Consider the following 22761-nt stretch of genomic DNA (forward strand, 5'->3'; position numbering starts at 1 on the left):
TGCCGGTCATGGATGCTGTTGTCAAAGCACGCTGTCCTTGAAATTTGCCAGCTGCATCTCGCACTTGGCAAACATGGAACCGACGATCTCATTCCCATTTGAAAAATCAAAGCGGTTGAAATTCATTTCGGTGAAGGTGTTGTATTTCAGGCTGCAATCCTTCAGCGTCTGGATGGGGTCCGGGAATGCGCCGTTGGACAGCAGCGTTGCCCACTCGATCTCCTGCAAACGGCAGTCCACAAAATCGCAGCTTTCAAAGACTTCCCCGGCAAACGACAGGCCGGTAAATCGTTCGCCCTCACAATAACGCTCCGTCATGAAATTCTCCTATCAGCGCAGTTCTTCCAGCAGAGCGGTGCAGCCTTCCAGCTCTTTCCTGCCGTATTGCAGCAGCGTACCGTCAATGTCGCTGCAGATCAGTCTGATCAGCATTTTCTGTCCTCATCTCTATCATCAATTTCTTTCCGACAATTCTACCAGCGGGTCATCTTCCTGCGTCCGCATTCACAGGATATATTCCATCTGCCGTTCCTTTGTTTTCATGCCCATCTTTTCGTAGAAGTGCTCTGCCGGGGTGTTTCCCGCCCAGACGTTCAGGGTCACCTCATAGCAGCCCAGCTCTTTTGCCTGCTGCTTCACGTATTCAAACAGACTTTCTCCGATGTGCTGCCCCCGTGCCTGTCGGTCAACGCAAAGGTCATCAATAAACAAGGACTTGAAGGGCACCATGTTGGTGGAAAAAGGCTGTTCTTTGAGCTGGCAGAAAGCATAGCCCCTACACACATCGTCCTCGTCCACCGCAACATAGATGGGTTTATCCTCCTGCTTCAAAAGCTCTGCCAACTGGCCGACAGTGTATTTGGTGGTGCCGGAAATAAAAATATCCGGGCGGATCTCTGCATGGATCTGCAATACCTGCCCCAGCAGCGCAAGAAGTCGGGGAATATCTTTTTCCTCTGCCTTACGGATCTTCATTTTACTTTCCTTCAAAACACTTTCAGCGCAGTCATTTTCTTTGACAGGCTGAAATTTGAACAGGTTCAGCCCGGTGACCGGATCATATGCACGGTCTACCGTTCCATCCAGAACATCGATCACCATTTCGCAGGTGGCGCTGACCACCGCCCGGTTCAGATGCCCGCCGAACACCTCACCCTTGTCGTTTCCGGCGCTCATGTGCAGATGGGTGTAAAATTCACCGTTCATGGTGTTGATGGTTCCGGTCAGCGAAACGATCTCAAAGCTTCCGCTGAAGGTGTTGGCGTAGTATTTCTTTTCGGCTACATTGTATACGCCCACCGTAAAGCTGTTGGTGGCCCCCAGCGCCTGAACGGCGGCAAGGCGGATCTTTTCCTTCAGAGCAAGCTCCTTTACTTTTTCAAGGATCTCCTCGTCCTTGTCGATGCGGACAAGGATCTTACTGCCAAAGCGTTTGTATTCCATTGCAAAATATCTCCTTCAAACAAGACTTTCTTCGTCTTACTCTCCCAGCACCTCGCCCAATGCCAGCACGGCGTTGCGGACGCACTCCGGGCAGGGGCACAGCGGCGTGCCGGTCTCCATACCCTTCAGATCCTTGCAGAGGGTGGCACCGCACTTATCCTGAAAGTTTTGCAGCAGTTCTTTGGAAATGCGGGGTGTGCCCTTGCCGTCTGTGACAACGCCCGCCACCATCACAGCGCCGATCAGTGCGCCGCAGGTGCTTTCCATGCAGCCCATGCCGGCGGCATAGCCCGCGCCCAACTTCATCAGGGTGTCGGTATCTACCGGCAGCCTGTCCTCAAATGCCTTCAGCACCGCCTGTGCGCAGTTGCACTGTCCGGCGGCTTTCCATGCGGCAGCCTGCGCTGCCCGTTCTTCAATGTTCATTTTACAGTCCTCTTTCTTCAAAGTATCCACAACTTGCTTTTACGCTCCACAATACGGTATCGTCCTGATACACAGCTTTCTGTCCGCATCAAAGGTATTTCCGGATGGTCGGCACAAGGATATTCATATTGATCGGCTTTGCAACATGGTCGTTCATCCCGGCATCCAGTGCCGCCTGCCGATCTTCGGAAAAGGCATTTGCAGTCATGGCGATGATGGGAATATCCGCTTTTTGGGGGTCTTCCATTCTCCGGATCTTTTTTGCTGCATCGTAGCCGTTCATCACAGGCATCTGGATGTCCATAAGGATCAGCTGATACGTTCCGTTCGCAGCTTTTTCCAGCATATCCACACATTCCACGCCGTCTTTGGCGCGGTCTACCGTGCAGCCCTCTTCCTGCAGCAGTTCGGCGGCGATCTCTGCATTGAGGTCGTTATCCTCGGTCAGCAGGATCTTCACACCGAGCAGGCTCTTTTTGTCCGAAGAAGTGGTATCCCGTTTCGCCTGTGTTTCCTCCTGCGATGCAATGCGGCTGGGAATGGTGACAGTAAATGTGGAGCCCACACCGATCCTGCTCTCCACTTCCACGGTGCCGCTCATCAGCCCGACCAGCTTTTTCACGATACCCATCCCGATGCCGCTGCCCTCCACTTTGCTGACAGTGGAAGTGCGTTCCCGTTCAAAGGGTTCAAAGATATGCTTCTGGAACTCCTGCGACATCCCGATGCCGTTATCGGCAACCGTGATCACCGTATCGCACCAGTCTTCTTTTTTGCCGGGCTTCTGCGTGATATCGCAGCGAATCGTGCCGCAGGCACCTGTGTATTTGACCGCGTTGCTGACAAGGTTCGTGCAGATCTCGGTCAGATGCGGAACATCCGCATAGATATACGGATGCAGCAGATGTGCTGTCACCGTAAGCGTCTGCCCCTTGCTGTCTGCCTGATTCTGGAACATCGCAATGCAGTTACGGAAATCTTTTTCGACATCCGAAACAGAATATTCGATCTCCGTCCTGTCGTTCTCAATTCGGGCAAGGTCCAGCACATTGCTCAGCAGCACCAGCAGGTTCTGTCCGCATATCTGAATGTTCTCCATGTATTTTTCCAGCTTTGCAGGGGCGTCCAGATGCCGGGAGGCAAGGTCTGCGTAACCGATAATGGCGTTCATGGGCGTGCGGATATCATGGGACATATTGAACAGGAAGGTGGACTTGGCGCGGTTCGCGCTCTCTGCTTTTTCCACAGCGACCTGCAATTTTGCATTCAGTTCCTGCGTATCGTTTGCGGCTTTCCTTGCAGCAGCTTCGGCTTTACGCGCCTTCTGGAGCAGCATCAAAATCGTGAACAGAACAACTGCAACAGCAATGCTGCTGATCAACATAACCTTAAAGAAGTTATCCTTTATAAAATCGCTCAGGGTAACCTTCCGCGCGGAGCTCTTATACATCGCAAGCGCGCCGGCAAGCATATTGGTCGGCATTGCCTTGATCGTTTTGTTCAGGATGGACAACAGGCTGCGGTTTCCGCTATTGACCGCAAAGCAGGATTTGACAGGGTTCAACAGCGGAACGCTGTAAAACCCGTATTTCTTACTGTAATTTTCCTCACTGCTGATCCCGGTAACAAAGCAATCTGCCTGTCCGGTTTCGATCAGCCTTGCCGCATCCTCCTGTGTATCGCAGTCCACGATCTCCCACTGCGGGTAATAAAACGCAAGGTACTTTTTCAGGGAGAGTTTGTTTTGGGGAACGGCAATGCGGTTTACATTGTTTTCGTTAAAGTGCTGTTTGTTCGTGACCGCCATCAGGTTGGAGGTCCACGTTGTGTTGGTACAGGCAAAGTGATACTCTTCCGCCAGATTCGGGTTCTGGTCGAAATGGAAGATCATGTCGATCTCGCCCGATTTCAGCGCATCCAGTTCTGCTTCCTTGCTGTCATAGCCGACCAGCTGGAATTCCAGTTCCTGATTGCCCAGACAATCTGCTGCAAACTGAATATAGTCCATGATTACCCCGGTAAACTCCCCGGTGGCAGGGTCAAAGGTGCTGACGCCGCGATCACTCGCCAGAAAGCCCATCTTGATGGCCCCGTGCTCTCTGAGCCACGCCTTTTCCTCCCCCGTAAGGATGGGCGTATAATCCATTGAGAAATATCTTTTGTACAGATCCGCCGTATAAAAAGGCACAGCTTCGTCCAACGCGCGCATTGCATCGTCCAGTTCTTCCTTGATATCAGGCCGGTTTTTGTTGATCGCATAGTAGATGCCGGATTCTCCCACACGGGTTATGGTCGAGATGCCACGCTCTGCCCAGAAGGATTCTTCCAGCGAAACAAAGCAGTCGATCTCGTGATTTGCCAGCTTTTGCTTCACATCCTCGTTGTTGGAGATGTTGACGTGTTCCGTTTCCAGGCCGTATTTTTCTTCCCACTCGGTCAGCATCACTTCCGGCTCCGTTCCCATCAGAACACCGATCTTTTTGCCGTTCAGCGTCTTGAAGTCGGAGGCGGAGATGTCTGCGCGCGAGAGATCGGCGTAGAGGTAATATTTTTCCACTCCCATCGGCTCGTCTGAAAACAGCATCTCCTCGGTGCGGTCCTCCGTATAGGAAATACCGCCCATAATGTCGATCTCGCCGTTTTCAAGTTTTTCAAAGCAGTCTGACCAGTCGCAGGTCACATACTCGAACTGCCAGCCTGTATAGCCGGATAAGGTCTCCAGCAATTCGTAGCCGTAGCCTTTTCTTGCACCCTTCTCGTTGACATAGTTGAAGGTGTCCTCAAACGAGCCGACACGAACAACCTTTGCAGGGGCGGTTTCCGCGGCAGCTTTCACGGGGAGCACGGCTGACAGTAGCAACAGCAGCAGGCTCAGCATCACACAGGCGCTTTTCCGCGTCAAGGTCTGCATGGTTTCGCTCATTCCAGAGTTTTTCATTTTATCCAATCTTTCTCCGCCCCAGACGGCCTCATTCCGGTTTCATTTCCATTGCACAGGTTTCAAGAAGTTCATTGCAGCATTGATCACGTCAGGTCGTCAGCAGCTTTTTTGAATACATATGCCATTATATAGCACATATTGTAACATTATAACAGAAGCGTTTCAAGATTTTTTCTCGTAAAGAGCACCTATTTTTACGGAACAGTTTTGTCCCTTACCGGCAAAAAGCTGTTCCCGCAAAAATACTGCGATGACGATAAAAAAGCGAGCAGCCTTTTTCAGGTCGCCCGCTTATGGAATCTATGGTATTTTACCGCAAGGCAAGAAATGAGTGAAGCATTAAAAGGCGGTATAGGTCTGCCCGGTGCATTCAATCCAGAATTTTTCCGTCAATGGAGATGGTGACCACCTGCCACGGAATGAACTTTCCACTGACCTGAAGCGCCTTTTTCGCTGCCATCTCCAAGCCGCCGCAGCAGGGCACCTCCATGCGGAGGATGGTCACGCTCTGGATATCGTTATTGCGCAGGATCTCGGTGAGCTTTTCGCTGTAATCCACCGCATCCAGCTTCGGGCAGCCGATGAGAGTCACCTTGCCGCGCATAAACTCCTGATGGAAATTGGCGTAGGCGTATGCCGTGCAGTCCGCTGCAATCAGGAGCTTTGCGCCCTCAAAGTAGGGCGCATGGACAGGAGCCAGCTTGATCTGCACCGGCCAGTTGCGCAGGCGGGAGACCGGCTGCACGGGGGCAGAAACTGCGCTTTCGGCAGTGGCCTCCGGCTGTTCCAGCATCCGCATCCGGGAGCCGGGGCAGCCGCCCTCATGGAGGTGTTTCATCTTCTCCTGCAGCTCCTTCTTCTTTTTGTTCTCCTGCACTGCTGCCTCGTCGTAAGCGGGGGCTTCCCGCTCCTCAAAGGTGATCGCGCCGGTGGGACAGCCTGGCAGGCAGTCACCAAAGCCATCGCAGAAATTCTCCCGCACCAGCTTTGCCTTGCCGTTGATGATGTCGATAGCTCCCTCGTGGCAGGCGGTTGCGCACAGCCCACAGCCGTTGCATTTTTCTTCGTCAATATGGATGATCTTCCGAATCATATTTATTTCCTCCAATTTGGGGTGTTTTTTGCATTTGCAGCCTTATTATAGTATACTAAAGGCAACTTGTATGTTTGAATTCCAACAAGGAGAGCCTTTATGCAAAAATATCTGCCTGTTCTGCGGAGCTGCCCCTTCTTTACCGGGCTTACCGATGATGAGATCTTGTCCATCCTGCACTGTGTCAGTGCGGCAAAGATCACCCGGCCCCGGGGCTCCTACATCTTCCGTGCCGGAGATTCCACAGAGGTCATGGGGCTCATGCTGTCCGGCTCCACCCTTGTGATTCAGGAGGACCTTTGGGGACACCGCAACATCCTGTCCAAGTGCAACACCGGAGACTTTTTCGGCGAACCTTACGCCGCCACCCCCGGTGCCATCCTGAACATCAGCGTGGTGGCAGAGGAGGATTGCGAGATCCTGCGGCTGAACGTCAAGCGGCTGCTCACCTCCTGCCCCACCGCCTGCGACCATCACCAGAAGCTCATCCGCAATCTGGTCAGTGTTCTGGCAAACAAAATATTGCTCTTTAACGATAAAATCACCCATGTCAGCAAGCGGACCACCCGGGAAAAGCTACTGTCCTACCTGTCCGCCGAGTCCATCCGGCAGTCATCTCTCTCCTTTGACATTCCCTTTGACCGCCAGCAGCTGGCAGATTTTCTCTGCGTGGAACGTGCCGCCATGTCGGTGGAGCTTTCCAAGCTGCAAAAGGAAGGGCTGCTGGTCACAAAGCGGAATCATTTTGAGCTGTTGACCCGTTGACCATTCCATACACTGCCCGCAGGCGTTTCGTCAGGCAGTTCTCCACTGCCGGGATGTGCGGGCATAAAAAGAGCGGACAACCGTTTCAGGGTCGTCCGCAGATGGTATGCAGCAATTTGGTGATCTGTCAAGCTGGAACTTGTCGGGGCGAGGCCCCTCCATCTTGCTAACGCAAGACCGTTCGGTCGCTTAAAAGCCCCACTGGGGCTTTCATTGTTCCGCTTCGCTCCACAAACGCGAACTTGTCGGGGCGAGGCCCCTCCATCTTGCTGCCGCAAGACCGTTCGGTCACTTAAAAGCCCCACTGGGGCTTTCATTGTTCCGCTTCGCTCCACAAGCGCAAATTTCTATTTCTGTTGCCATGTCATTACATACTCTTTTTCTCCGGTAGCCTCATCCAAACCACTATGCTGAATCTCAAATCCTTCTCTTTGATAAAAGGATATTGCCCGTACGTTCTTTTGGTATACGTTCAAGAACAGCTTATTCCTTTTATCCTTTGCATAATTCAGTAGAATTTTACCTATCCCCTGCGATTGCATTTCACCAGAAACAAAAATGCCCTCAACATATTCATCATTTATCCCTATAAAGCCCTGTATTTCTGTATCATACGCATACACATAAACCTCTGCTTGTAACAGCGCTTCTTTTACTGATTTGAAATTGCTTTTCCAGTATTGGGCGGGGATAAAATCATGTGCCTTTATATTTGTATCCAACCATATATCTGCAACTTTATTTATATCATTCCTTTGTAATTCTCTAATCATAACGGTGACTCTCCACAAATTTCGGGTTGTCGAGTTGAGCGTACCAGATAAGCGAACGCTCTAACCTTACAGCTCGGTTTCCACTGCAAGCTGTTCCTGCTTTTCTTTTTCATCAGCGATCTGGACATCAACATCTTCGCGCATCTTTTTCAGAAGTGCAAGGACTCGCTTGATTTGACCCTTGGTGTTTTCTACTCTGCTCTGTGCCTGATTGATATGGTCCAGAACCGCCCAGTCTGCAAAGAGGCCGTCAAAGAAGAAATCCGCAAATTTCAAAAAGCTGTCTACCGTGACCTGAAGGTCTGCAGTGATCTCGACATCGGAAAGTTCGGTTTTGAACCGCCGCAGTTCCACTTGGAGCTGTTCAACCTGCTTTTGTGCATTGTCCAGTTCCTCATACTTGGCAAGATCGGCCATCAAACCGCCGCCCATTACGTCCCATGTACTCCAGCCCTCGGCATTGTCGAGGGTTTCCAGAACTTCGTTGACCGTATGCAGGGCGGTCTTTCCTGCGTTGATGGCCTCCAGCAGTTCCCGCTTTTGGACTTTCAGTGCGGCAATACGGCTTTCGCTTTCCGCAACCTGCTGTGCGGCCGGGTGGGCAGAGGCTTTGATGCTTTTGATTTTTTCGGAAAGAGCAGCTTGATACCGCCTTTCACAATCGGACAGCCTTACCAGCCTATTTTGAATCTGCTCCAAGTCGGCATCAACGGAAGAAAGGTCATGGAGAGCCGCATCGTACTTGACACGGACTGCATAGGCTTCCTGCCGTTCTTTGTCCAGCTTCTCATCCATCTTTCCGATGACCTGATAGAAAAATGCGGCAAGGCTGTGACCCTCCAGACGGTCAACATCAGCCTGTTCCGCCAGCTTGGATTTTTCCAGCTTTTTCAGACGATCAGCAAGCGCATTTCGCTGGGCGGTCAGTTCTTTCTGTTTTGCTTCACAGCTTTTCTTTTCTGCGACCTGCTGCCAAAGCTCTTTCAACGTAGAATCACTCATATGGAATGTCCTTTCCCGGCATTACGTTTCTTCGTTCAAAAGCCGGTTCAAAAAATGCTGCCGATCATTTACAAATGTTTTGGCGATAACGTAGCTGTCCGTACAGCACTCCTTGCCGCATAATGTAGGAAACGCTTAGTTCCGCTCGAACCCAAGATAGCGGGTGCCCTGAAAACTCAGCTTTCCAATGTCGCCCTCCACAAGCATTCCGTAGTCCGAACCACTTACGGTAAGCTCCATGCGGTCGCCGCTCTCTACCTGAAAGGTCACATAATAGGTCGTGAACGTATGAGCCATCGTATTGTCTGTATGGTGGCGAGAAACTTCCGTTCGCTTTGCCATCACCGTTGCCGGCACGGTCAGCCGCGGCGAATGGTTGTTTTTATTCCATGTACTGATATTTCCGATGATGGTGTATAGGATCATGCCCAAAACCACAAGGAACAGGATGGGAAACAGGATGCTGAACAACAGATCAAATCCAACGTAAAACATTTCACTCCTCCAAAATTTCTTCCAGCAGGTCCTTTACATCGTCCAGAAAAGATTCTTCTCCGAGGGTGTTCACCTTAAAGAACACCGCTTGACTGCCTCCTGCGGTGATGGCAGACAGCCGGATCGGACTGTCCGCATTCTGGAACATGGTCAGCGTCAGACTCAGGCGGTTGCCGCCCATCATGCTGTACCGTTCAAACACACGGACACTGCACCGGGCATCGCCCTCTTTGAAATCACTGCCTGCCTCTAAATCTGCCGACCAACTGCTGTCCGGGATCTCTTGTTCCAGCTTCCGAAGCAGCTTGTCAAAGTTTTTGTTTCGGATGGTCTTTTCAAAGATTGCCATAATGGTTCCTCCGTTCTGACAATTAAAATTCAGTCCCTTATTTTTGATACGAGCAGAGACACCGGGAAATTGCAGAGAAATCGCTTGAAGAGAGGAATTTTGTCTGATCTGATTATAGCATATCTTTCGGGAGAACAAAATACTTTATGTACGCCGCCAGCAGTCAGGAAAAAAGGTAAGCCCTCCTTCATAAATTACAGTAACCGTTTATGACGCTTTGGGGAGAGGTCGGCATGTTTTTATCTCTTCTGCAATTTTTTGCCACAAAGTTTCTGGTTCTGGCGCTTCATCTGGAAAGCGGCAGCTTTCTGCTATCTTTGCGGATGTCAAAAAAGCTTTCCAGCATACTCATAAGTATCGGAAAGACTGATGATACCAGTTTTATCGGATGGTTCTGCGGAGCCATCCGTTTTTTCATATTCAGATCGCATTTTTTCTGTTTTCTCTTGACGATGCCCCGCTAATGGAGTAGGATGGTGCTGCAAAAAAAGATTGCAGAAGCTGTTGCTCTGAAATACGGAAAAAGGCCGTCCGGCACCGCAGCAGGGCAGCCTTTACAACTACAAGGATGTGTCTCTATGAAACTCAAACAATTCATTCAGCAGGAAACGGTCCTCACCGCAGCCGCTGTGCTGGCCGTTGTCTCCGCCTTCTTTGTTCCGCCGGATGTGCAGTATCTCGGCTACATCGACCTGCGCACGCTGGCAATCCTGTTTTCCCTGATGACGGTCATGGCCGGGCTGCGGCGGCAGGGCTTTTTTGATGGACTGGGACGGGCATTGCTGTCCCGCACCCACAGCACCTTTCAGCTGACGCTGGTACTGGTCGGGTTGTGCTTTTTCGGAAGCATGTTCATCACCAACGATGTTTCCCTGCTGACCTTCGTTCCCTTTACGTTCGTGGTCCTGAGCCGTCTGGGAGCGGATGTCCGCCGCTTCCTTCTGGTCCCGGTGGTCTGTATGCAGACCATTGCGGCAAACCTTGGCAGTATGCTGACCCCCATCGGCAACCCGCAGAACCTCTATCTTTACGGAAAAAGCGGCATGAGCATCGGGGGATTTGTGCTTCTTATGCTGCCCTACACACTGGTTTCTCTGCTCCTGCTGCTGGCTTGGGCAGCGCTGGTCTGCCGGAAAGCCTCTGCCGCCCTTTCCGTGGATGAGCTTGTTTCTTCTTCTGCATCTCAGGGAGATCAGAAGATCATCCTGCTGTATCTGGTTCTGTTTGCCGTCTGCCTGCTGTCCGTGATCCGGGTGCTGCCCTATGGCATTGCCTTTGCCGCTGTACTCGTCTGCGTTCTTTTTGCAGACCCGCACACCTTACGGGCAGTGGACTATTCCCTGCTTCTGACCTTTGTGGCTTTTTTCATCTTCATTGGCAATCTGGGGCGCATTCCGGCCTTTTCTGGCTGGCTGCAAGAATTTCTGACCGGCCGGGAAGTGCTGGTGGCGGTTCTTGCTTCGCAGGTCACCAGTAATGTTCCCGCCGCCCTGCTGCTGTCCGGGTTCACGACAGAGACACAAGCCCTCATCATCGGCACCAATCTGGGAGGTCTTGGCACTTTAATCGCATCCATGGCCAGTCTTATTTCCTACCGGCAGATCGCACGGGAGCTGCCACAGGGGAAGAAGCAGTATTTTGGGCTGTTCACCCTGTCCAACCTGATTTTCCTTGCGCTCCTGCTGGGCGTGTGGTTTTTGCTCCGCTAAGCGCGGTATCAGGCAGCGCTATGAACGTCTTTTTTCCTGCTGCCCGGCAAACACCACCCACTTCGCGCTGAGGTTTATGAAGCAAAAAGGGAGCTCTGTCACGGACGAAGATCCGGGCAGAGCTCCCTTTGGTTTTATCGTATGCAGTTATCAAGTAAAGAATAAAAATTTTGCAAAACAACCACTACAAGGCTCAAATCGTAAACGGTCAGCTGCTTTTGAAAGGAACCGGCAAACAGCATCCACATCCCCATGGGCATCCCGGCATATTTCATTGTCTGTCTCCAAATCCGATCTTCACGATCTGCATTTTCATTCCGTTGTCTCCAACCTTTGCGAGGAATCGGAAGAAGCCGCTGACAGAAGGATCTTTCAAATCGTTGTACCCCAGCATATAGCCCCGGCTGGACACTTGCAAACGGCTGTCCCATTGGGAAAGCTCGCTTTTCGCATCCGAAACCGCGAAATATGCTCCCACATCCTTGATTTTCGCCGTCCTGAGCCACGTTTTGGCGATCATCTTCACCGCCGTACGGTTGGCGGCATCGAATACCAGCACCCCGCCGGGAAAAGCATCTGCCATCCCCTGCACCAGTTCCCGAACCTGCTGGGTCAGGAAGTAATAGAACACCCCGGAGGCAAAGAACACCGCCCCGCCGGAGGCATCGATCTTGTCAAACCATGCGGGATCTTTCAGGTCGCAGGGGATGTTTTGCTCCCGCTCCCCGGCGGGCAGCAGCTGCTGCCGCAGGGCAATCACATCCGGGAAATCCAGATTGTAAATTTTGCATCTGCCGTTGTCACAGGCTCTGCCGGTGTTATCCAGCCCACAGCCCAAATTGACCACTGCCGCACAGGGGTGGTTTTTCAGGTACGCCTGCACCTCAAAGGCAAGGTCATTCTGCCGCATGGCGACCTCCAGCGCACCAAAGCGCTGCATCAGGCTGTGGGAGTTTTCCTCTGCCTCTGAAAAGTCGTAGTCGATCTGGTCGATCAGATGCACCGCTGTTTCGTCCCGATAAAGGTTCGGATACAGCTCTGTGCACAGCTTCCGGGAATACAGTGGGAGAATCAGCGTCTCCTGCACGGTGTTTTTCTCGATTTTGTATTTCATATCGGGTCCTCTCACTTTCTGATAAACGGCAACTTCGGCATACCGTCCTGCTCAGCGATAAATGCCAGCATTTCAGCAAAGCCCTTCGGATCACGAATCTGATATTGCATGTGATCGTATCCCTCAAAGACGGGATAATGGCCGCAGGGGTAGGCTTCCATCACTGCCTGACGGTATTTGAAATGATCTTCTATGCTGCCAAACTCGAAATAAAGATGCTTTTGCAGTTCTTCGGAAAGTGCTGGAAAGGGTTTATCCTCCAGGCTGTCCAGAATCTGTCGCCGCAGATTTGTATAGGTCAGATTTTCCCCTGCGGCTACAAAATACGGCTTTATGGAATCATCGTCACACCACAGGATCTTTTTCAGTGTGCCGCCCTTCGACCAGTACAGGCTCTTGATCGCGAAATACAAAAACGGTGTCATCATGCGGCGCATACCTTTTCCGATTTGCGCAAACTGCCCGCCATCGAAGAAAATGTGTCCAATGGGCAATTCTGTACTTGTCAAAAACGCCATGGCAAGGTCGGCACCGATTGAGGAAGCCACAACCAGTTCAATGTGTTCCACTCCCTGCGATTTCAGGTATGCTTCCACCTGACGAACCTCGTCTGCCTTGCTGACATATTTCTGCCCTTTGCAGTACACGGTGGAGGTTGGTAAAATGCAGAAATACCGATTCTGTAAATATTGCGCAACCGGTTCGCTGCTCTCCCCCGTCACGCCCATTGCGTGAAAAAACAAAACAGCGGGAGCATTCCGATTTCCAAATGTCTTAAATTTCATCGTAGTCCTTTCCGGCAGACAAACCATGCCATGCTCTTCACTGTGCCAAGTGTTACGGTTGCGTACCGTTTCTCCAGCCGTTTTTTCAAGCTGAAGGCCGTCTCGTAGGGCGGCGTGAAGAACCCCGTCTTTTCATAAACGTGCCGAACAAACCAATCCGTCCGCTTCTGCTCCCCCTTCACATAGAAGCAGCCGCAGAAGATTCCGCCGGGCCTCAAGACCCGGAACACCTCCCGATAAGCGGCTTCTTTATCCGGGAACGCGTGAAAGCCGTTCAGCGACAAAACAATATCAAAGACGCCGTCCGCATACGGAAGTGCACCCACATCCCCCTGCTGAAAGGTCACATTCTTCAGGTGCAGGCGGTCTGCCTTTTCCTGCGCCTGTCCCATCATATCCGCCGAGTAATCCAGACAGGTAATATCCGCTTTTGGCAGCGTCTTGTAAAGCGGCATGGTCAGAATGCCGGTGCCCACCGGCACCTCCAGCAGCTTGCCGGAAAAATGCTCCGGGATGCCGGACAGTGCCTTTTCCAGATAGGCGTCGTTTTCTGCCTTGTTCATGTCCCACACCAGACGGCATACCGCTTTCCCGCTCAGGGTGGAACAGGTGATCATACCATCATAAAAATTGTTGCCGCCTGTCAGCCGATAGGCACCGCGGATTGCTTCTTTTCGTTCCATGCTCCGTCCTCCTTACACTATTTCACCGCTTTTGCGCCGTAACGCAAAGCCAGCCCTTTTTATTTTTGTGGCTTTGGATCTTACAGAATCCTGCTTTTTCCAGATACTCTTTCAGTGCAGCATCCGTATAGATGGTCATGCCATCGATGATCTGCGTCCATCTGTCGTCTTTTGTCGTTTCGCCGTTTGCTTCGTTACAGATGAAAAAGATTCCGCCGGGCTTCAGCACTCGATAAACCTCTCTGAAATTCTGCGCAAGCTCTGGCCAGAAGTAGACCGTTTCAAAGGCGGTCACCACATCAAACTGCTCCGCTTCAAACGGCAGCTCTGCCACACTTGCCTGTTGCACGGCACACCGTCCTGCCGCAATGGCTCTGGCATTGACCTTTCGCGCTTTTTCCACGCTGACGGCTGAGTAGTCGATGCCCTGCACCTTGCCGTTGGGGCACAGTTTCAACAGCGTTTTAATGTTCGCTCCACCGCCGCAGCCGCAGTCCAGCACCATGGCATCCGGGGCAGGCTGTAAAAAACTCAGCCCCCATTCTGCCATTGCGCTGTGTCCAAAGTTCATCATAGCAACCATGATCTTCCCGCCAAGACCTACGGGCTTTCGGGTGTTTTCAAAAAAGGACATAATGCTACCCTCTTTCTGTTTACCGTTCACAATGCAATACTTTTTACCAGATGCGCCCACTGCACCGGGTGACAGGCCAGCAATTTCTCGTGCCGCAAGTTAGGTGAAGCTAACTTTCTGTTCTATAAAAAGCCGCTTCTCAGCGGTCCTTCTGCCAAAATAATACGCCCTGCCGTCTCCTCTGTCAAGAAGTTCAGGAATTTTCGGAGATTTTGAAAGAGATTTCGCTTCCGTCCCCCAACCATCACCCCAGTGCTACGTCCAGCACCATCATCACGCTGAAGCCCACCGCGAAAAATACCGTACCAACGTTGGAGTGCTGCCCCTGCGACATTTCCGGAATCAGTTCCTCCACCACAACATACAGCATGGCTCCGGCAGCAAAGCTGAGCAGATAGGGCAAAGCAGGCACCACGATGCCTGCCGCCAGAATCGTCAGCACTGCCCCGATGGGCTCTACGATGCCGGACAGTACGCCGCCCCAGAATGCCCGGCCCTTTTTCATTCCTTCCGCCCGCAGGGGCATGGAGATGATGGCACCCTCCGGGAAGTTCTGGATAGCAATGCCAAGGGAAAGTGCCAGCGCCCCGGCGGCGGTGATCTGAGCAGTTCCGGCAAGGTAACCGGCATAGACCACGCCCACCGCCATACCCTCCGGGATGTTGTGCAGCGTCACCGCCAGAACCATCATAGTGGTGCGCTGGAGCTGGCTTTTTGGCCCTTCGGCCTGCAAACTGTTCTGGTGCAGATGTGGGATGAGATGGTCCAGCAGCAGCAAAAACAGGATGCCCAGCCAAAAGCCCACCGCCGCCGGGAAAAACGCCAGCCTGCCCAGATCTGCGGCCTGCTCCATAGCCGGGATCAGCAAGCTCCATACCGATGCCGCCACCATGACTCCGGCGGCAAAGCCGGTGAGGGCGCGCTGGATGCCGTCACGCAGAGAGTTTTTCAAAAAGAACACACAGCCCGCCCCAAGGCTTGTGCCCAGAAAGGGGATCAAAATCCCCCAGAATGCGTCTTGTATCATGTAGTACCTCCTGCGGTTAAGCATAGCTAACCGCGCAAGCAGTATACTGCGCTCCGGCAAAAAGGTCAAGGGCTTTGCGGTATAGAGGATGCAGATCGTTTCCTGCATCGAAAAATTCACCTCTGCAAACTTTCCGGTTTCTACTTGACAACGCCCGGTGGGAGTGCTATTTTTATTTCGCGAATTTGTTTTACCTAACCATCTGAGGGGTTTTTCCCCTGTATTTTTTGCGCCAATTGTTAGGCAAAGCTAACTATTTTTTCAAAACTGAGATAGAGGTGTGTTACCATGAGATGGAAAAAAGTATTTGCAGGTGCACTTGCGGCCGCTATGCTGGTATGCGCTGTGGCAGTCCCGGCTTTCGCTGCGGAAGAGGTGGAACAGGAAAACTGCCTGCCCTCCAGCTATGTCCAGATGAACATCCCCTACGCCGACTTCTACAAGGCTGCCGGTGTGGACAACGCATCTGAGATCGACGCTGTGACCAGTGCCACCAGGAACAAGACCCGTGCAGGCAAACTTGCCGGCGGTTCCTACCACGTCAATGCGGACGGCTCCGACATCACCGGCGTTTCCTTCCCGGTCAAGGTGCTGACCCCGTGGGCGCTGAAGAACGCGAAGCAGGTCACCGATGCTGACAGCTACGACATTACCGTTACCCTGAAGGGCAAGGAATCCACCACCACCTACACCGGCGCAGATGCCTTGTTTGAGAACGAGAGCTACGCTTACTACAAGCTCAGTGAGACCCCTGCCTACTACATCACCGCATGGTATAACCTGCTGAGCGGCAAGTGGGAGTTTGGCAAGGTCCACGCCACCGAGACCACCGTAGAGGGCACCACTGTGGAGCTGAATACCAACGGTCACCGCGCCACCTACGAGATGAAAATCTCCGGTTTTGATCTGGACTACAAGGCCAACAAGGTCTACGGCGTAGTTCTGACCACCGCCGATGGCAGTGAGTACGGCCTGCATCATGTGACCAACATCTGGCATGGTACCAAGCTGGGCTTCAATGCCGATGATCCTTACTTTGCATCCATCATCGGCAAAACGATTACTCAGATCACCTTCTACGCCGCCGACGGCGTGTATGTCCTGCCGGTCAATGTGGCGCTGTGAATACACGGGAAACTGCCTAATTTATTGTAAAATATAACACAAAACGGCAAGGTCTCCTGAATGCAGGCGGCTTTGCCCTTTTTTATTGCAGATGGAGCCCAATCGCAGGGTCAACAGTTTTTACGTCTGCAAGACGGAATCAATACTGTCGGCATTACTCTGCGAATCACAAAAGGGTCCATCCAACAGCAATACTGCGGGATGGACCCTTTTTATTCGCCTTCCGGCTCCTTGCAGACATCCACCTAGCCCTCGGCTCCGGCGGCTGCTTCCAGCTCCTGCAAGGTCAGCTTGACGGCGGTGTGACCATTGCCCGCTGCCGGGTAGACGGTATCAAACTTGCGCAGGCTCTCGTCCAGATAGACCGCCACGCCCTCGTTCACTCCAAAGGGGCACACACCGCCGGGGGCATGACCCACATAGGCTTCCACCTCATCGTAGGGGATCATTTTGGCCTTGATGTGGAACAGGCTCTTGTACTTGTGGTTGTCCAGCTTTGCCGTGCCCTCGGTGACGATGAGCACCGGCTTTTGCTTTTTCAAAGGACATTTTCCCACTTCTCCGCTCTTATTCGGTAATGGCCCAAACCCGCGCGGGCAGACCAGTTGCACCTTCAATGCGGGGATAAGAAACGATGACCACCGCACCGGCAGGCTGAACTTTATCCAGATTTGCAAGCACCTCCACCTGCAACTTGTCGTTGTCCAGAACATAGCGCTCGCAGGCAAGGTCACCCTTTTCCTCCGCCACCGCAGAGGAATCGGTATCCAGCGTTTCGTGGCCGTTGGCGGCGGCATTGCGCACCTTGTAGATATACTCCAATGCTTCCAGCGACCAGCCGGGGGCATTTTCTTTGCCCTCTGCGTCGATGCCGGACAGCGCATCCATATCCGGCCACTTCTTATACCAGTCGCTGCGCAGAGCCACCAGCGCACCATCCGGGATAGGACCGTACTTTGCTTCATAGGCCTTGATGTCCTCCACCGTCACAGCGTAGCGAGGGTCTTTCTTGGCCTGCTCAGAAATATCGATGACCACCAGCGGGAAAATCAGGTCGTTCACATCATACTTTTCGGACAGCGCTTTGCCCTTGATGAAGTGCCCCGGGAAGTCGATATGGGTACCGAACTGTCCGGGGAATTTGAAGGTTTGAATCAGGCATTCCAGTTCCGGCTTGCCCCAGTCCCACACGGTCTTTGCCAGCTCCACAGAGCCTTCCGGGATGCCGGACCAGTAGGGGCTTTCGTTGTTCAGCGAGTGAGAAAGTTCCACCCAGCGATATTTTTTAGCGTCTTCCAGTGCGTTCCACAGTTTATAATCAGCCATTGTCGGTTCTCCTTTTATTGTGACGATGTATGTTCGGGCACTTCTCCCAGACAACGGCATCTTCCTGTTTTTTCTCAGTCTGTCTGCCGGGAATTTGTCTGGGAGCAGCGCATTCGCCCGGGTAGCCTGTGCCGGGCATCTGTTGTACGTTTCATCTGCCTGTGCTCCCTTCCTTGTGTTGGAGATAGTATAAGCCCATTTTCGCACCATGTCAATAGGTTTATTCTTTCAAAGACAAATCCGCCTTTTCATCTCCTCATTGCCCGCTGCTTTACTCTTTCTTCAGCAGCCTTTTATAGCTCAGATCCATGGCAAAGGCACCAAGGGGAGCCGTCAGCACGATGGCCAGCACCGCCACGGTAAGCACGGTATCACCACAGGCAAAGCCCAGTGCCAGCGGAATGCCGCCAATGGCAGCCTGCACGGTTGCCTTGGGGGTGTAGGCCATCATGGCGAAGAGCCGCTCCTTTTTGCTCAGGCTCGTGCCCAGAAGGCACACAAAAACGCCCAGCATCCGAAACACCAGCGCACCCACGATCAAAAGCAGTGCCTTTGCGCCCACCTTGCCCAGATAGCCGATATTCACCGTTGCACCCACCAGCACAAACAGGAAGACCTCCGCTGCTACCCAGAGCTTTCCATATTTTACCGAGAGCCTTTTTGCCACTACCGCTCTCTTTTTCTGCAGACCGATGCCGATAAACATAATGGCGATCAAGGCCGAGAAAGTGATGGCGGTGGTCAGGGCATCCTCTGCTGCCACCAGCAGGAAAGAGATACTCAAAATGATCAGCACCTTTGCGGTATCCCGGATGTGGACCTTTGCAAAGAAGAACGCCAACAGGAATCCGACCGCCAGACCCACCGCCATGCCCAACAGGATGGACACCGGGATGTTGACAAAACTGAGCAGGGAGGCACTTTCGCCCTGCATCATGCCCACAAAGGTGGAGAACAGCACAATGACATACACGTCATCTACCGACGCCCCTGCAAGGATCAGCTGCGGAATGCCCTGCTTTACGCCGTAGCCCTCATCCATGAGCTGGACCATCCGCGGCACCACCACCGCCGGGGAAACTGCCGCCAGCACAGCGCCAAGGATGGCTGCCTCCAGCACCGTCAGCCCCATGAGCTTCGGTGCCAGCAAAAGCACGCCCATCAGCTCAAAAGACGCCGGAACAAAGCACATCAAAACGGCAGGCCGCCCCAGCTTTTTCAGCCCGGAAGTATCCAGCCCCAGCCCTGCACGGGTGAGAATGATGATCAGGGCGATCTTCCGCAGCTCCGGGGAGATGCCCAGAATGCTGCCGTCCAGCAGGTTCAGGACGTATGGTCCCAGAACTATGCCGGTTGCCAGCATTCCCAGCAGGCTCGGCAGCCTGCACTTCTGACAAAGCCACCCCATGAACATGCCAACGATCAAAATCAGCGAAATACTCAGTAACATAAAAGTTCCTCCTTACCCACAACACGCAAAAAAGCTGACACCTTCTGCGTGATTTTCGTCGCAGAAGTCATCAGCTTTCAAAGCGGTTCAAGTAATCTGGTTACTTCGGGAGAACTTCATTCCCGTTTATTCTGTTGGCAGTATAGCACACCTGTCTCTCAAAAGCAACTCCGGTCTGTGCAGCGCCGGAGTTTACTCTGCCTCATACGTCCTGCTGCTTTTCCAGTGCTTCAAAGTGATACCGGGGCTTGCCTTTGCTCTTTTTGCCGTACTCGATGGCTTCTTTGGGGCAGTAGCAGATGCAGGCCATGCAGTGGGTGCAGTTTTTGCCCCAGACCGGTTTGCCGTTTTCCAGACGGATGTTGTTCAAGGGGCACAGCTCCACGCACTTACCGCAGCCGATGCAGGCATCCGTTGCCCGGAAGGCATCCGCTTTTACAAAAAAGCGATAGAACACCGGGTTTACCGGGCCGCTCATAAAGCGGTCGTAGAGGTTCTCTCTCGGCGGAGGAAACTCCTGCCCGGCCTTGAGCTGCGCCAGCACCTTCTGAAGCGCAGACTCTGCCTGCTCCACGATGCTCCGTGCCTGCTCCTTTTGGGGCGCATTGAACATGGCAATGTAGTTTTCCGGCATGATGATCTGAGCTGTACCCATGTACCGCAAGTGCTTTTGCGCTGCAAGCTGCCGGTTATAGCCTGCTGCATTGCCAATTTCGCTGCCGCAGTCCATCACAAACCAGATACGCTCTGCCCCGGTCAGCTCGGTCTTGCCCAGCCACTCCGACACCACCCGGGGGATACGCCATGCGTAGGTAGGCGTGACCAGCACCACATCCCGGCCAGTCTGCACCGGGGCGGTATTCCCTGCCTTGATGCAGGCGTTCAGGTCGTAAAGCGGCATCTCCAGCCCTTCGGCAATGCGCCGTGCCAGATACCGGCTGTTGCCGGTTCCCGTAAAATAAAGTACCATGGCTGCCCCCTCATTTTTTGTGTGTTTTTCAGTTGTCTGTCTGCCCGGCAAACTGGTAATTACAGAACTATTTCTCGTAACAAATATGCGGCTTTTACAGCCAAAATGTGTACGTGATATTTTCGTATATTCCATCTGCTTTTTTTCGGTAAAATACCTGATTCGTCGAGGATGAATCCAAGGATCCTAAGAATTGCTGGTAGCTACCAACCTTGACATAATCAAACACATTCATCCAATTTTCTGGCTCAACATCACGTCCCGAGTATAAACAAACCTTCTTTCCCATTTTTGAAGCCTGTTTTGCAAATATTGTTAGCTCTCTGCGACTTTGTAGTGTGTTTTCACCTTCTCCCAAAAAGCAAACACATGTTGCCTGATAAAAATACAGCTCCAACAGTTTTTCAAAGAAATCAATGAGTGGTTCTCCATAATTTGTCTTTCTTAAATCTGGATAGTGACAATTCTGACAGATTTGCTGACATCCTGAAATGTAAATGCAGAGGCTTTGCTCATTAGGAACTTCATATGGACTCAAATCTACTTCTGTGTAATAGATTGATGCCATGGTGCTCCTCCAAATTCCGAGTTGTCGTTCTCTCTGTATACCATAATTTCCGCACACAAAAAGCCCCCTGTGCAAGATATGTGCTTACACCTCGCCCGCAAACTTCATGCCCCAGCTCATGCGGGTGTCGTACATCAGGCGGGTCAGGGCAAGGCTGTCCTGCGGGGTGTAGCGGTCGCTGCCGGGGCGCCCCAGTTTGACGCAGCGGCTTGCTTCCCGGATCTCATACTCAAAGCCGTTGATGTCCACCGGGCAGCGGATGACCTCCGGCTCTTTGCCCTCCACTTCCAGCGTCATGGTCTCGGCGTGCTGGAAATCCGGCAGGAAAATACTGCCCTTGGTGCCAACGATACGGGCATTGCGCTCCAGCTCCTGCCCGATGGTCTGGACAGACTCCGCCTTGCAGCCGCCGGGGTAGGTCAGCGCAAGGCGACTGTAATCGTCGGTGCCGTACTCGTTGATGTGGACCTCTTTGGTCTCCACCTTCTCCGGGTCCTGTCCGGTAAGGATGCGCAGAAAACCCAGATTGTAGATGCCGATATCCAGAAGCGCACCGCCGCCCAGACCGGAATCAAACTTGCGGTCCTTCCGGGCACCGGAGGCAACAAAGCCGTACTGACAGGTGATCTGCTTCAGCTCCCCGATGGTGCCCGCCGCAAGGATCTCGCGCAGGCGGTCGTACAGCGGCAGCAGCCAGATCCAGAACGCCTCCATGAGAAAGAGGTGCTTTTCCTCTGCCAGACGGTACAGCTCCTGCGCCTGTTCCGGGCTGATGGTAAAGGGCTTTTCGCACAAAACGTGCTTGCCCTGCTCCAAGCAGAGCTTGCAATTTTCGTAATGCAGGGTGTTGGGGGTTGCAATGTAGATAGCCTCCACCTCCGGGTCGGCGGCAAGGGCTTCGTAGGAGTCATAGCAGCGGGGAATGCCGTACTGCTGCGCAAACGCCTGTGCGCTTTCCATGTGCCGTGACCCCACGGCAACAAGCTGCTCCCCCTCTGCGCCCATCTGTTCCACCGTAGATGCAAACTTTTTGGCAATGGTGCCGGTCGCTAAAATTCCCCACTTCATAACGGTACCTCCTGGTTTATTCCTTTGGATTCGTTGCGTTCAGTATACCATGGTTTTCCCCTGCGGAAAAGATAGTGAAAAACAAAAATGCCCCCGGATGGCTTGTTCCAACTCTCCGGGGACAGATCCTATGCACCGGTATCTTTCATCTTGTTCCAAAAAATCGCATCCATTATAATAGAGATAGAAAGAAGGTGCCAACATGAAACATCGCATTGTGACGGCTGCGCAGATGAAGGAAATCGAACAAGCCGGGGATGCCCACGGTCTGTCCTACCTGCAAATGATGGAAAATGCCGGAATGGCGGCTTACGCTGAACTGCAAAAGCAGTTTCCGCATCCCGGCAGGCTGCTGGTGGTCTGCGGAAAGGGCAACAACGGCGGCGATGGGTTTGTGATTGCCCGTGCCGCAGCAAAAGACGGCTGGAGCGTGACCGTTCTTCTGGCCGAGGGCGAGCCGAAAACCGCTGACGCCATCCGCAATTTTGAGCGTCTGCACTCCCTGCCGGTGCACATCTGCGCCGACGGTTCTATACTGGAAACCCAGCGCTTTGATGCTGCTGTGGATGCCCTCTACGGCACCGGGTTCCATGGTGAACTGCGGCCTTCCGGTCTTGCTGCCTGCGGTCTGATGCGCCGTCTGCACAAGAGCGGTGCCTTTGTGCTGGCCGTAGACCTGCCCAGCGGCATCAATACGGACACCGGCGAGGTTGCCGAGGGTGCTGCCCATGCAGACCTGACCGTAACCTTCGACAGCTATAAGCCTTTGCATATTGCAGAAGCTTCTGCGCCGCTGTGCGGAAAAATCGTCTGTGCCGACATTGGCATCCGGGATGAATGGCACCCGGAGTTTTGACGAGGGCTTGCCGCTGCGGAAAAGCACCTGCACGCAAAAGACCCCGGCAGCTTTCAAGGCACGCCGGGGTTCTTTTTGTCATTCTGCTGCAAAATGTCTGCACTTTCTTGGCAGAACGCAGAAAATGTGGAAACCGCTTGATTCAGCTCGGTTTCCGCA

General features: G+C 52.8%; 24 protein-coding genes and 1 riboswitch. Of the genes, 4 read left to right on the top strand and 20 right to left on the bottom strand.

Features of this window, described 5'->3' with window-relative positions:
* Positions 1-21: 21 nt before the first annotated feature.
* From MTP37_RS09390 to MTP37_RS09415, 5 genes are all read right to left on the bottom strand, one after another.
* Entirely contained in the window at positions 22-318 is a 297-nt protein-coding gene (locus tag MTP37_RS09390) for a pentapeptide repeat-containing protein (RefSeq protein WP_249237046.1), read from the bottom strand.
* Between the two features lie 186 nt (positions 319-504).
* Entirely contained in the window at positions 505-1443 is a 939-nt protein-coding gene (locus MTP37_RS13215) for a GNAT family N-acetyltransferase (RefSeq protein ID WP_396344199.1), read from the bottom strand.
* Between the two features lie 36 nt (positions 1444-1479).
* Complete coding sequence (locus tag MTP37_RS09405) at positions 1480-1869, bottom strand: C-GCAxxG-C-C family protein (RefSeq protein WP_249237047.1); 390 nt, start codon at positions 1867-1869, stop codon at positions 1480-1482.
* Positions 1870-1957: 88 nt separating this feature from the next.
* On the bottom strand, positions 1958-4807 hold the full coding sequence (locus tag MTP37_RS09410) for a hybrid sensor histidine kinase/response regulator (RefSeq protein ID WP_249237048.1): 2850 nt from the start codon (positions 4805-4807) through the stop codon (positions 1958-1960).
* A 373-nt stretch (positions 4808-5180) separates the two neighbouring features.
* Complete coding sequence (locus MTP37_RS09415; protein WP_249237049.1) at positions 5181-5903, bottom strand: 4Fe-4S binding protein; 723 nt, start codon at positions 5901-5903, stop codon at positions 5181-5183.
* A 99-nt stretch (positions 5904-6002) separates the two neighbouring features.
* Here MTP37_RS09415 and MTP37_RS09420 point away from each other — a divergent pair, with 99 nt between their 5' ends.
* Positions 6003-6668 (top strand): Crp/Fnr family transcriptional regulator, encoded by a 666-nt coding sequence (locus MTP37_RS09420; RefSeq protein WP_249237050.1) that lies wholly within the window; start codon positions 6003-6005, stop codon positions 6666-6668.
* Positions 6669-7015: 347 nt separating this feature from the next.
* Here the strand turns inward: MTP37_RS09420 and MTP37_RS09425 are convergent, their stop codons facing one another.
* From MTP37_RS09425 to MTP37_RS09440, 4 genes are all read right to left on the bottom strand, one after another.
* Complete coding sequence (locus MTP37_RS09425; protein WP_249237051.1) at positions 7016-7441, bottom strand: N-acetyltransferase; 426 nt, start codon at positions 7439-7441, stop codon at positions 7016-7018.
* Positions 7442-7507: 66 nt separating this feature from the next.
* On the bottom strand, positions 7508-8443 hold the full coding sequence (locus tag MTP37_RS09430) for a hypothetical protein (RefSeq protein ID WP_249237052.1): 936 nt from the start codon (positions 8441-8443) through the stop codon (positions 7508-7510).
* 135 nt (positions 8444-8578) lie between these two features.
* Entirely contained in the window at positions 8579-8938 is a 360-nt protein-coding gene (locus tag MTP37_RS09435; protein ID WP_249237053.1) for a DUF2500 domain-containing protein, read from the bottom strand.
* Between the two features lies 1 nt (position 8939).
* Complete coding sequence (locus MTP37_RS09440; protein WP_097793435.1) at positions 8940-9287, bottom strand: DUF6054 family protein; 348 nt, start codon at positions 9285-9287, stop codon at positions 8940-8942.
* A 578-nt stretch (positions 9288-9865) separates the two neighbouring features.
* On the opposite strand from MTP37_RS09440, the gene MTP37_RS09445 reads away from it, so the two are divergent.
* Entirely contained in the window at positions 9866-10996 is a 1131-nt protein-coding gene (locus tag MTP37_RS09445) for an SLC13 family permease (protein WP_249237054.1), read from the top strand.
* A 271-nt stretch (positions 10997-11267) separates the two neighbouring features.
* Here the strand turns inward: MTP37_RS09445 and MTP37_RS09450 are convergent, their stop codons facing one another.
* The 5 genes from MTP37_RS09450 to MTP37_RS09470 all read right to left on the bottom strand — a co-directional run bounded on the left by MTP37_RS09450 (position 11268) and on the right by MTP37_RS09470 (position 15239).
* Complete coding sequence (locus MTP37_RS09450; RefSeq protein WP_249237055.1) at positions 11268-12110, bottom strand: class I SAM-dependent methyltransferase; 843 nt, start codon at positions 12108-12110, stop codon at positions 11268-11270.
* An 11-nt stretch (positions 12111-12121) separates the two neighbouring features.
* Positions 12122-12895: an alpha/beta fold hydrolase gene (locus tag MTP37_RS09455; protein ID WP_249237056.1), complete on the bottom strand. Its 774-nt coding sequence runs from the start codon at positions 12893-12895 to the stop codon at positions 12122-12124.
* Positions 12892-13578, bottom strand: coding sequence for a class I SAM-dependent methyltransferase (locus tag MTP37_RS09460; RefSeq protein ID WP_249237057.1), 687 nt, complete (start codon positions 13576-13578; stop codon positions 12892-12894). The genes MTP37_RS09455 and MTP37_RS09460 overlap by 4 nt, the downstream gene beginning before the upstream one ends.
* Before the next feature lie 22 nt (positions 13579-13600).
* Entirely contained in the window at positions 13601-14212 is a 612-nt protein-coding gene (locus MTP37_RS09465) for a class I SAM-dependent methyltransferase (protein WP_249237058.1), read from the bottom strand.
* Between the two features lie 244 nt (positions 14213-14456).
* Positions 14457-15239 carry a ZIP family metal transporter gene (locus MTP37_RS09470; protein ID WP_097770701.1) on the bottom strand — a complete coding sequence of 261 codons (783 nt, stop codon included), beginning with the start codon at positions 15237-15239 and terminating at the stop codon, positions 14457-14459.
* 288 nt (positions 15240-15527) lie between these two features.
* Here MTP37_RS09470 and MTP37_RS09475 point away from each other — a divergent pair, with 288 nt between their 5' ends.
* On the top strand, positions 15528-16364 hold the full coding sequence (locus MTP37_RS09475; protein WP_249237059.1) for a hypothetical protein: 837 nt from the start codon (positions 15528-15530) through the stop codon (positions 16362-16364).
* A gap of 245 nt (positions 16365-16609) precedes the next feature.
* Here the strand turns inward: MTP37_RS09475 and MTP37_RS09480 are convergent, their stop codons facing one another.
* From MTP37_RS09480 to MTP37_RS09505, 6 genes are all read right to left on the bottom strand, one after another.
* Entirely contained in the window at positions 16610-16906 is a 297-nt protein-coding gene (locus MTP37_RS09480) for a YbaK/EbsC family protein (RefSeq protein WP_396344193.1), read from the bottom strand.
* Positions 16907-16931: 25 nt separating this feature from the next.
* On the bottom strand, positions 16932-17690 hold the full coding sequence (locus MTP37_RS09485) for a cyclase family protein (RefSeq protein WP_249237061.1): 759 nt from the start codon (positions 17688-17690) through the stop codon (positions 16932-16934).
* Between the two features lie 271 nt (positions 17691-17961).
* Positions 17962-19140: a cation:proton antiporter gene (locus tag MTP37_RS09490; RefSeq protein WP_249237062.1), complete on the bottom strand. Its 1179-nt coding sequence runs from the start codon at positions 19138-19140 to the stop codon at positions 17962-17964.
* 54 nt (positions 19141-19194) lie between these two features.
* A riboswitch (Fluoride riboswitch) is annotated at positions 19195-19273 on the bottom strand.
* A gap of 69 nt (positions 19274-19342) precedes the next feature.
* Positions 19343-20110, bottom strand: coding sequence for an EFR1 family ferrodoxin (locus tag MTP37_RS09495; RefSeq protein WP_249237063.1), 768 nt, complete (start codon positions 20108-20110; stop codon positions 19343-19345).
* Positions 20111-20204: 94 nt separating this feature from the next.
* Positions 20205-20678 carry a 4Fe-4S cluster-binding domain-containing protein gene (locus MTP37_RS09500; protein WP_249237064.1) on the bottom strand — a complete coding sequence of 158 codons (474 nt, stop codon included), beginning with the start codon at positions 20676-20678 and terminating at the stop codon, positions 20205-20207.
* 84 nt (positions 20679-20762) lie between these two features.
* The gene (locus MTP37_RS09505; RefSeq protein WP_249237065.1) at positions 20763-21746 is read right to left on the bottom strand and encodes a Gfo/Idh/MocA family protein; all 984 of its coding nucleotides are present in this window, start codon (positions 21744-21746) and stop codon (positions 20763-20765) included.
* Between the two features lie 202 nt (positions 21747-21948).
* Here MTP37_RS09505 and MTP37_RS09510 point away from each other — a divergent pair, with 202 nt between their 5' ends.
* Positions 21949-22602 (top strand): NAD(P)H-hydrate epimerase, encoded by a 654-nt coding sequence (locus MTP37_RS09510; protein ID WP_249237066.1) that lies wholly within the window; start codon positions 21949-21951, stop codon positions 22600-22602.
* Positions 22603-22761: the final 159 nt, after the last annotated feature.

The organism is Faecalibacterium sp. HTF-F (assembly GCF_023347535.1).
GTDB lineage: Bacteria > Bacillota > Clostridia > Oscillospirales > Ruminococcaceae > Faecalibacterium > Faecalibacterium wellingii.

Coding starts and splice junctions, on each gene's coding strand:
- MTP37_RS09440 (WP_097793435.1), bottom strand. CDS start 9,287: ATGGCAATCTTTGAAAAGACCATCCGAAACAAAAACTTTGACAAGCTG.
- MTP37_RS09470 (WP_097770701.1), bottom strand. CDS start 15,239: ATGATACAAGACGCATTCTGGGGGATTTTGATCCCCTTTCTGGGCACA.
- MTP37_RS09405 (WP_249237047.1), bottom strand. CDS start 1,869: ATGAACATTGAAGAACGGGCAGCGCAGGCTGCCGCATGGAAAGCCGCC.
- MTP37_RS09425 (WP_249237051.1), bottom strand. CDS start 7,441: ATGATTAGAGAATTACAAAGGAATGATATAAATAAAGTTGCAGATATA.
- MTP37_RS09455 (WP_249237056.1), bottom strand. CDS start 12,895: ATGAAATTTAAGACATTTGGAAATCGGAATGCTCCCGCTGTTTTGTTT.
- MTP37_RS09450 (WP_249237055.1), bottom strand. CDS start 12,110: ATGAAATACAAAATCGAGAAAAACACCGTGCAGGAGACGCTGATTCTC.
- MTP37_RS09420 (WP_249237050.1), top strand. CDS start 6,003: ATGCAAAAATATCTGCCTGTTCTGCGGAGCTGCCCCTTCTTTACCGGG.
- MTP37_RS13215 (WP_396344199.1), bottom strand. CDS start 1,443: ATGGAATACAAACGCTTTGGCAGTAAGATCCTTGTCCGCATCGACAAG.
- MTP37_RS09475 (WP_249237059.1), top strand. CDS start 15,528: ATGAGATGGAAAAAAGTATTTGCAGGTGCACTTGCGGCCGCTATGCTG.
- MTP37_RS09430 (WP_249237052.1), bottom strand. CDS start 8,443: ATGAGTGATTCTACGTTGAAAGAGCTTTGGCAGCAGGTCGCAGAAAAG.
- MTP37_RS09410 (WP_249237048.1), bottom strand. CDS start 4,807: ATGAAAAACTCTGGAATGAGCGAAACCATGCAGACCTTGACGCGGAAA.
- MTP37_RS09490 (WP_249237062.1), bottom strand. CDS start 19,140: ATGTTACTGAGTATTTCGCTGATTTTGATCGTTGGCATGTTCATGGGG.
- MTP37_RS09435 (WP_249237053.1), bottom strand. CDS start 8,938: ATGTTTTACGTTGGATTTGATCTGTTGTTCAGCATCCTGTTTCCCATC.
- MTP37_RS09390 (WP_249237046.1), bottom strand. CDS start 318: ATGACGGAGCGTTATTGTGAGGGCGAACGATTTACCGGCCTGTCGTTT.
- MTP37_RS09415 (WP_249237049.1), bottom strand. CDS start 5,903: ATGATTCGGAAGATCATCCATATTGACGAAGAAAAATGCAACGGCTGT.
- MTP37_RS09510 (WP_249237066.1), top strand. CDS start 21,949: ATGAAACATCGCATTGTGACGGCTGCGCAGATGAAGGAAATCGAACAA.
- MTP37_RS09485 (WP_249237061.1), bottom strand. CDS start 17,690: ATGGCTGATTATAAACTGTGGAACGCACTGGAAGACGCTAAAAAATAT.
- MTP37_RS09505 (WP_249237065.1), bottom strand. CDS start 21,746: ATGAAGTGGGGAATTTTAGCGACCGGCACCATTGCCAAAAAGTTTGCA.
- MTP37_RS09465 (WP_249237058.1), bottom strand. CDS start 14,212: ATGTCCTTTTTTGAAAACACCCGAAAGCCCGTAGGTCTTGGCGGGAAG.
- MTP37_RS09500 (WP_249237064.1), bottom strand. CDS start 20,678: ATGGCATCAATCTATTACACAGAAGTAGATTTGAGTCCATATGAAGTT.
- MTP37_RS09495 (WP_249237063.1), bottom strand. CDS start 20,110: ATGGTACTTTATTTTACGGGAACCGGCAACAGCCGGTATCTGGCACGG.
- MTP37_RS09445 (WP_249237054.1), top strand. CDS start 9,866: ATGAAACTCAAACAATTCATTCAGCAGGAAACGGTCCTCACCGCAGCC.
- MTP37_RS09460 (WP_249237057.1), bottom strand. CDS start 13,578: ATGGAACGAAAAGAAGCAATCCGCGGTGCCTATCGGCTGACAGGCGGC.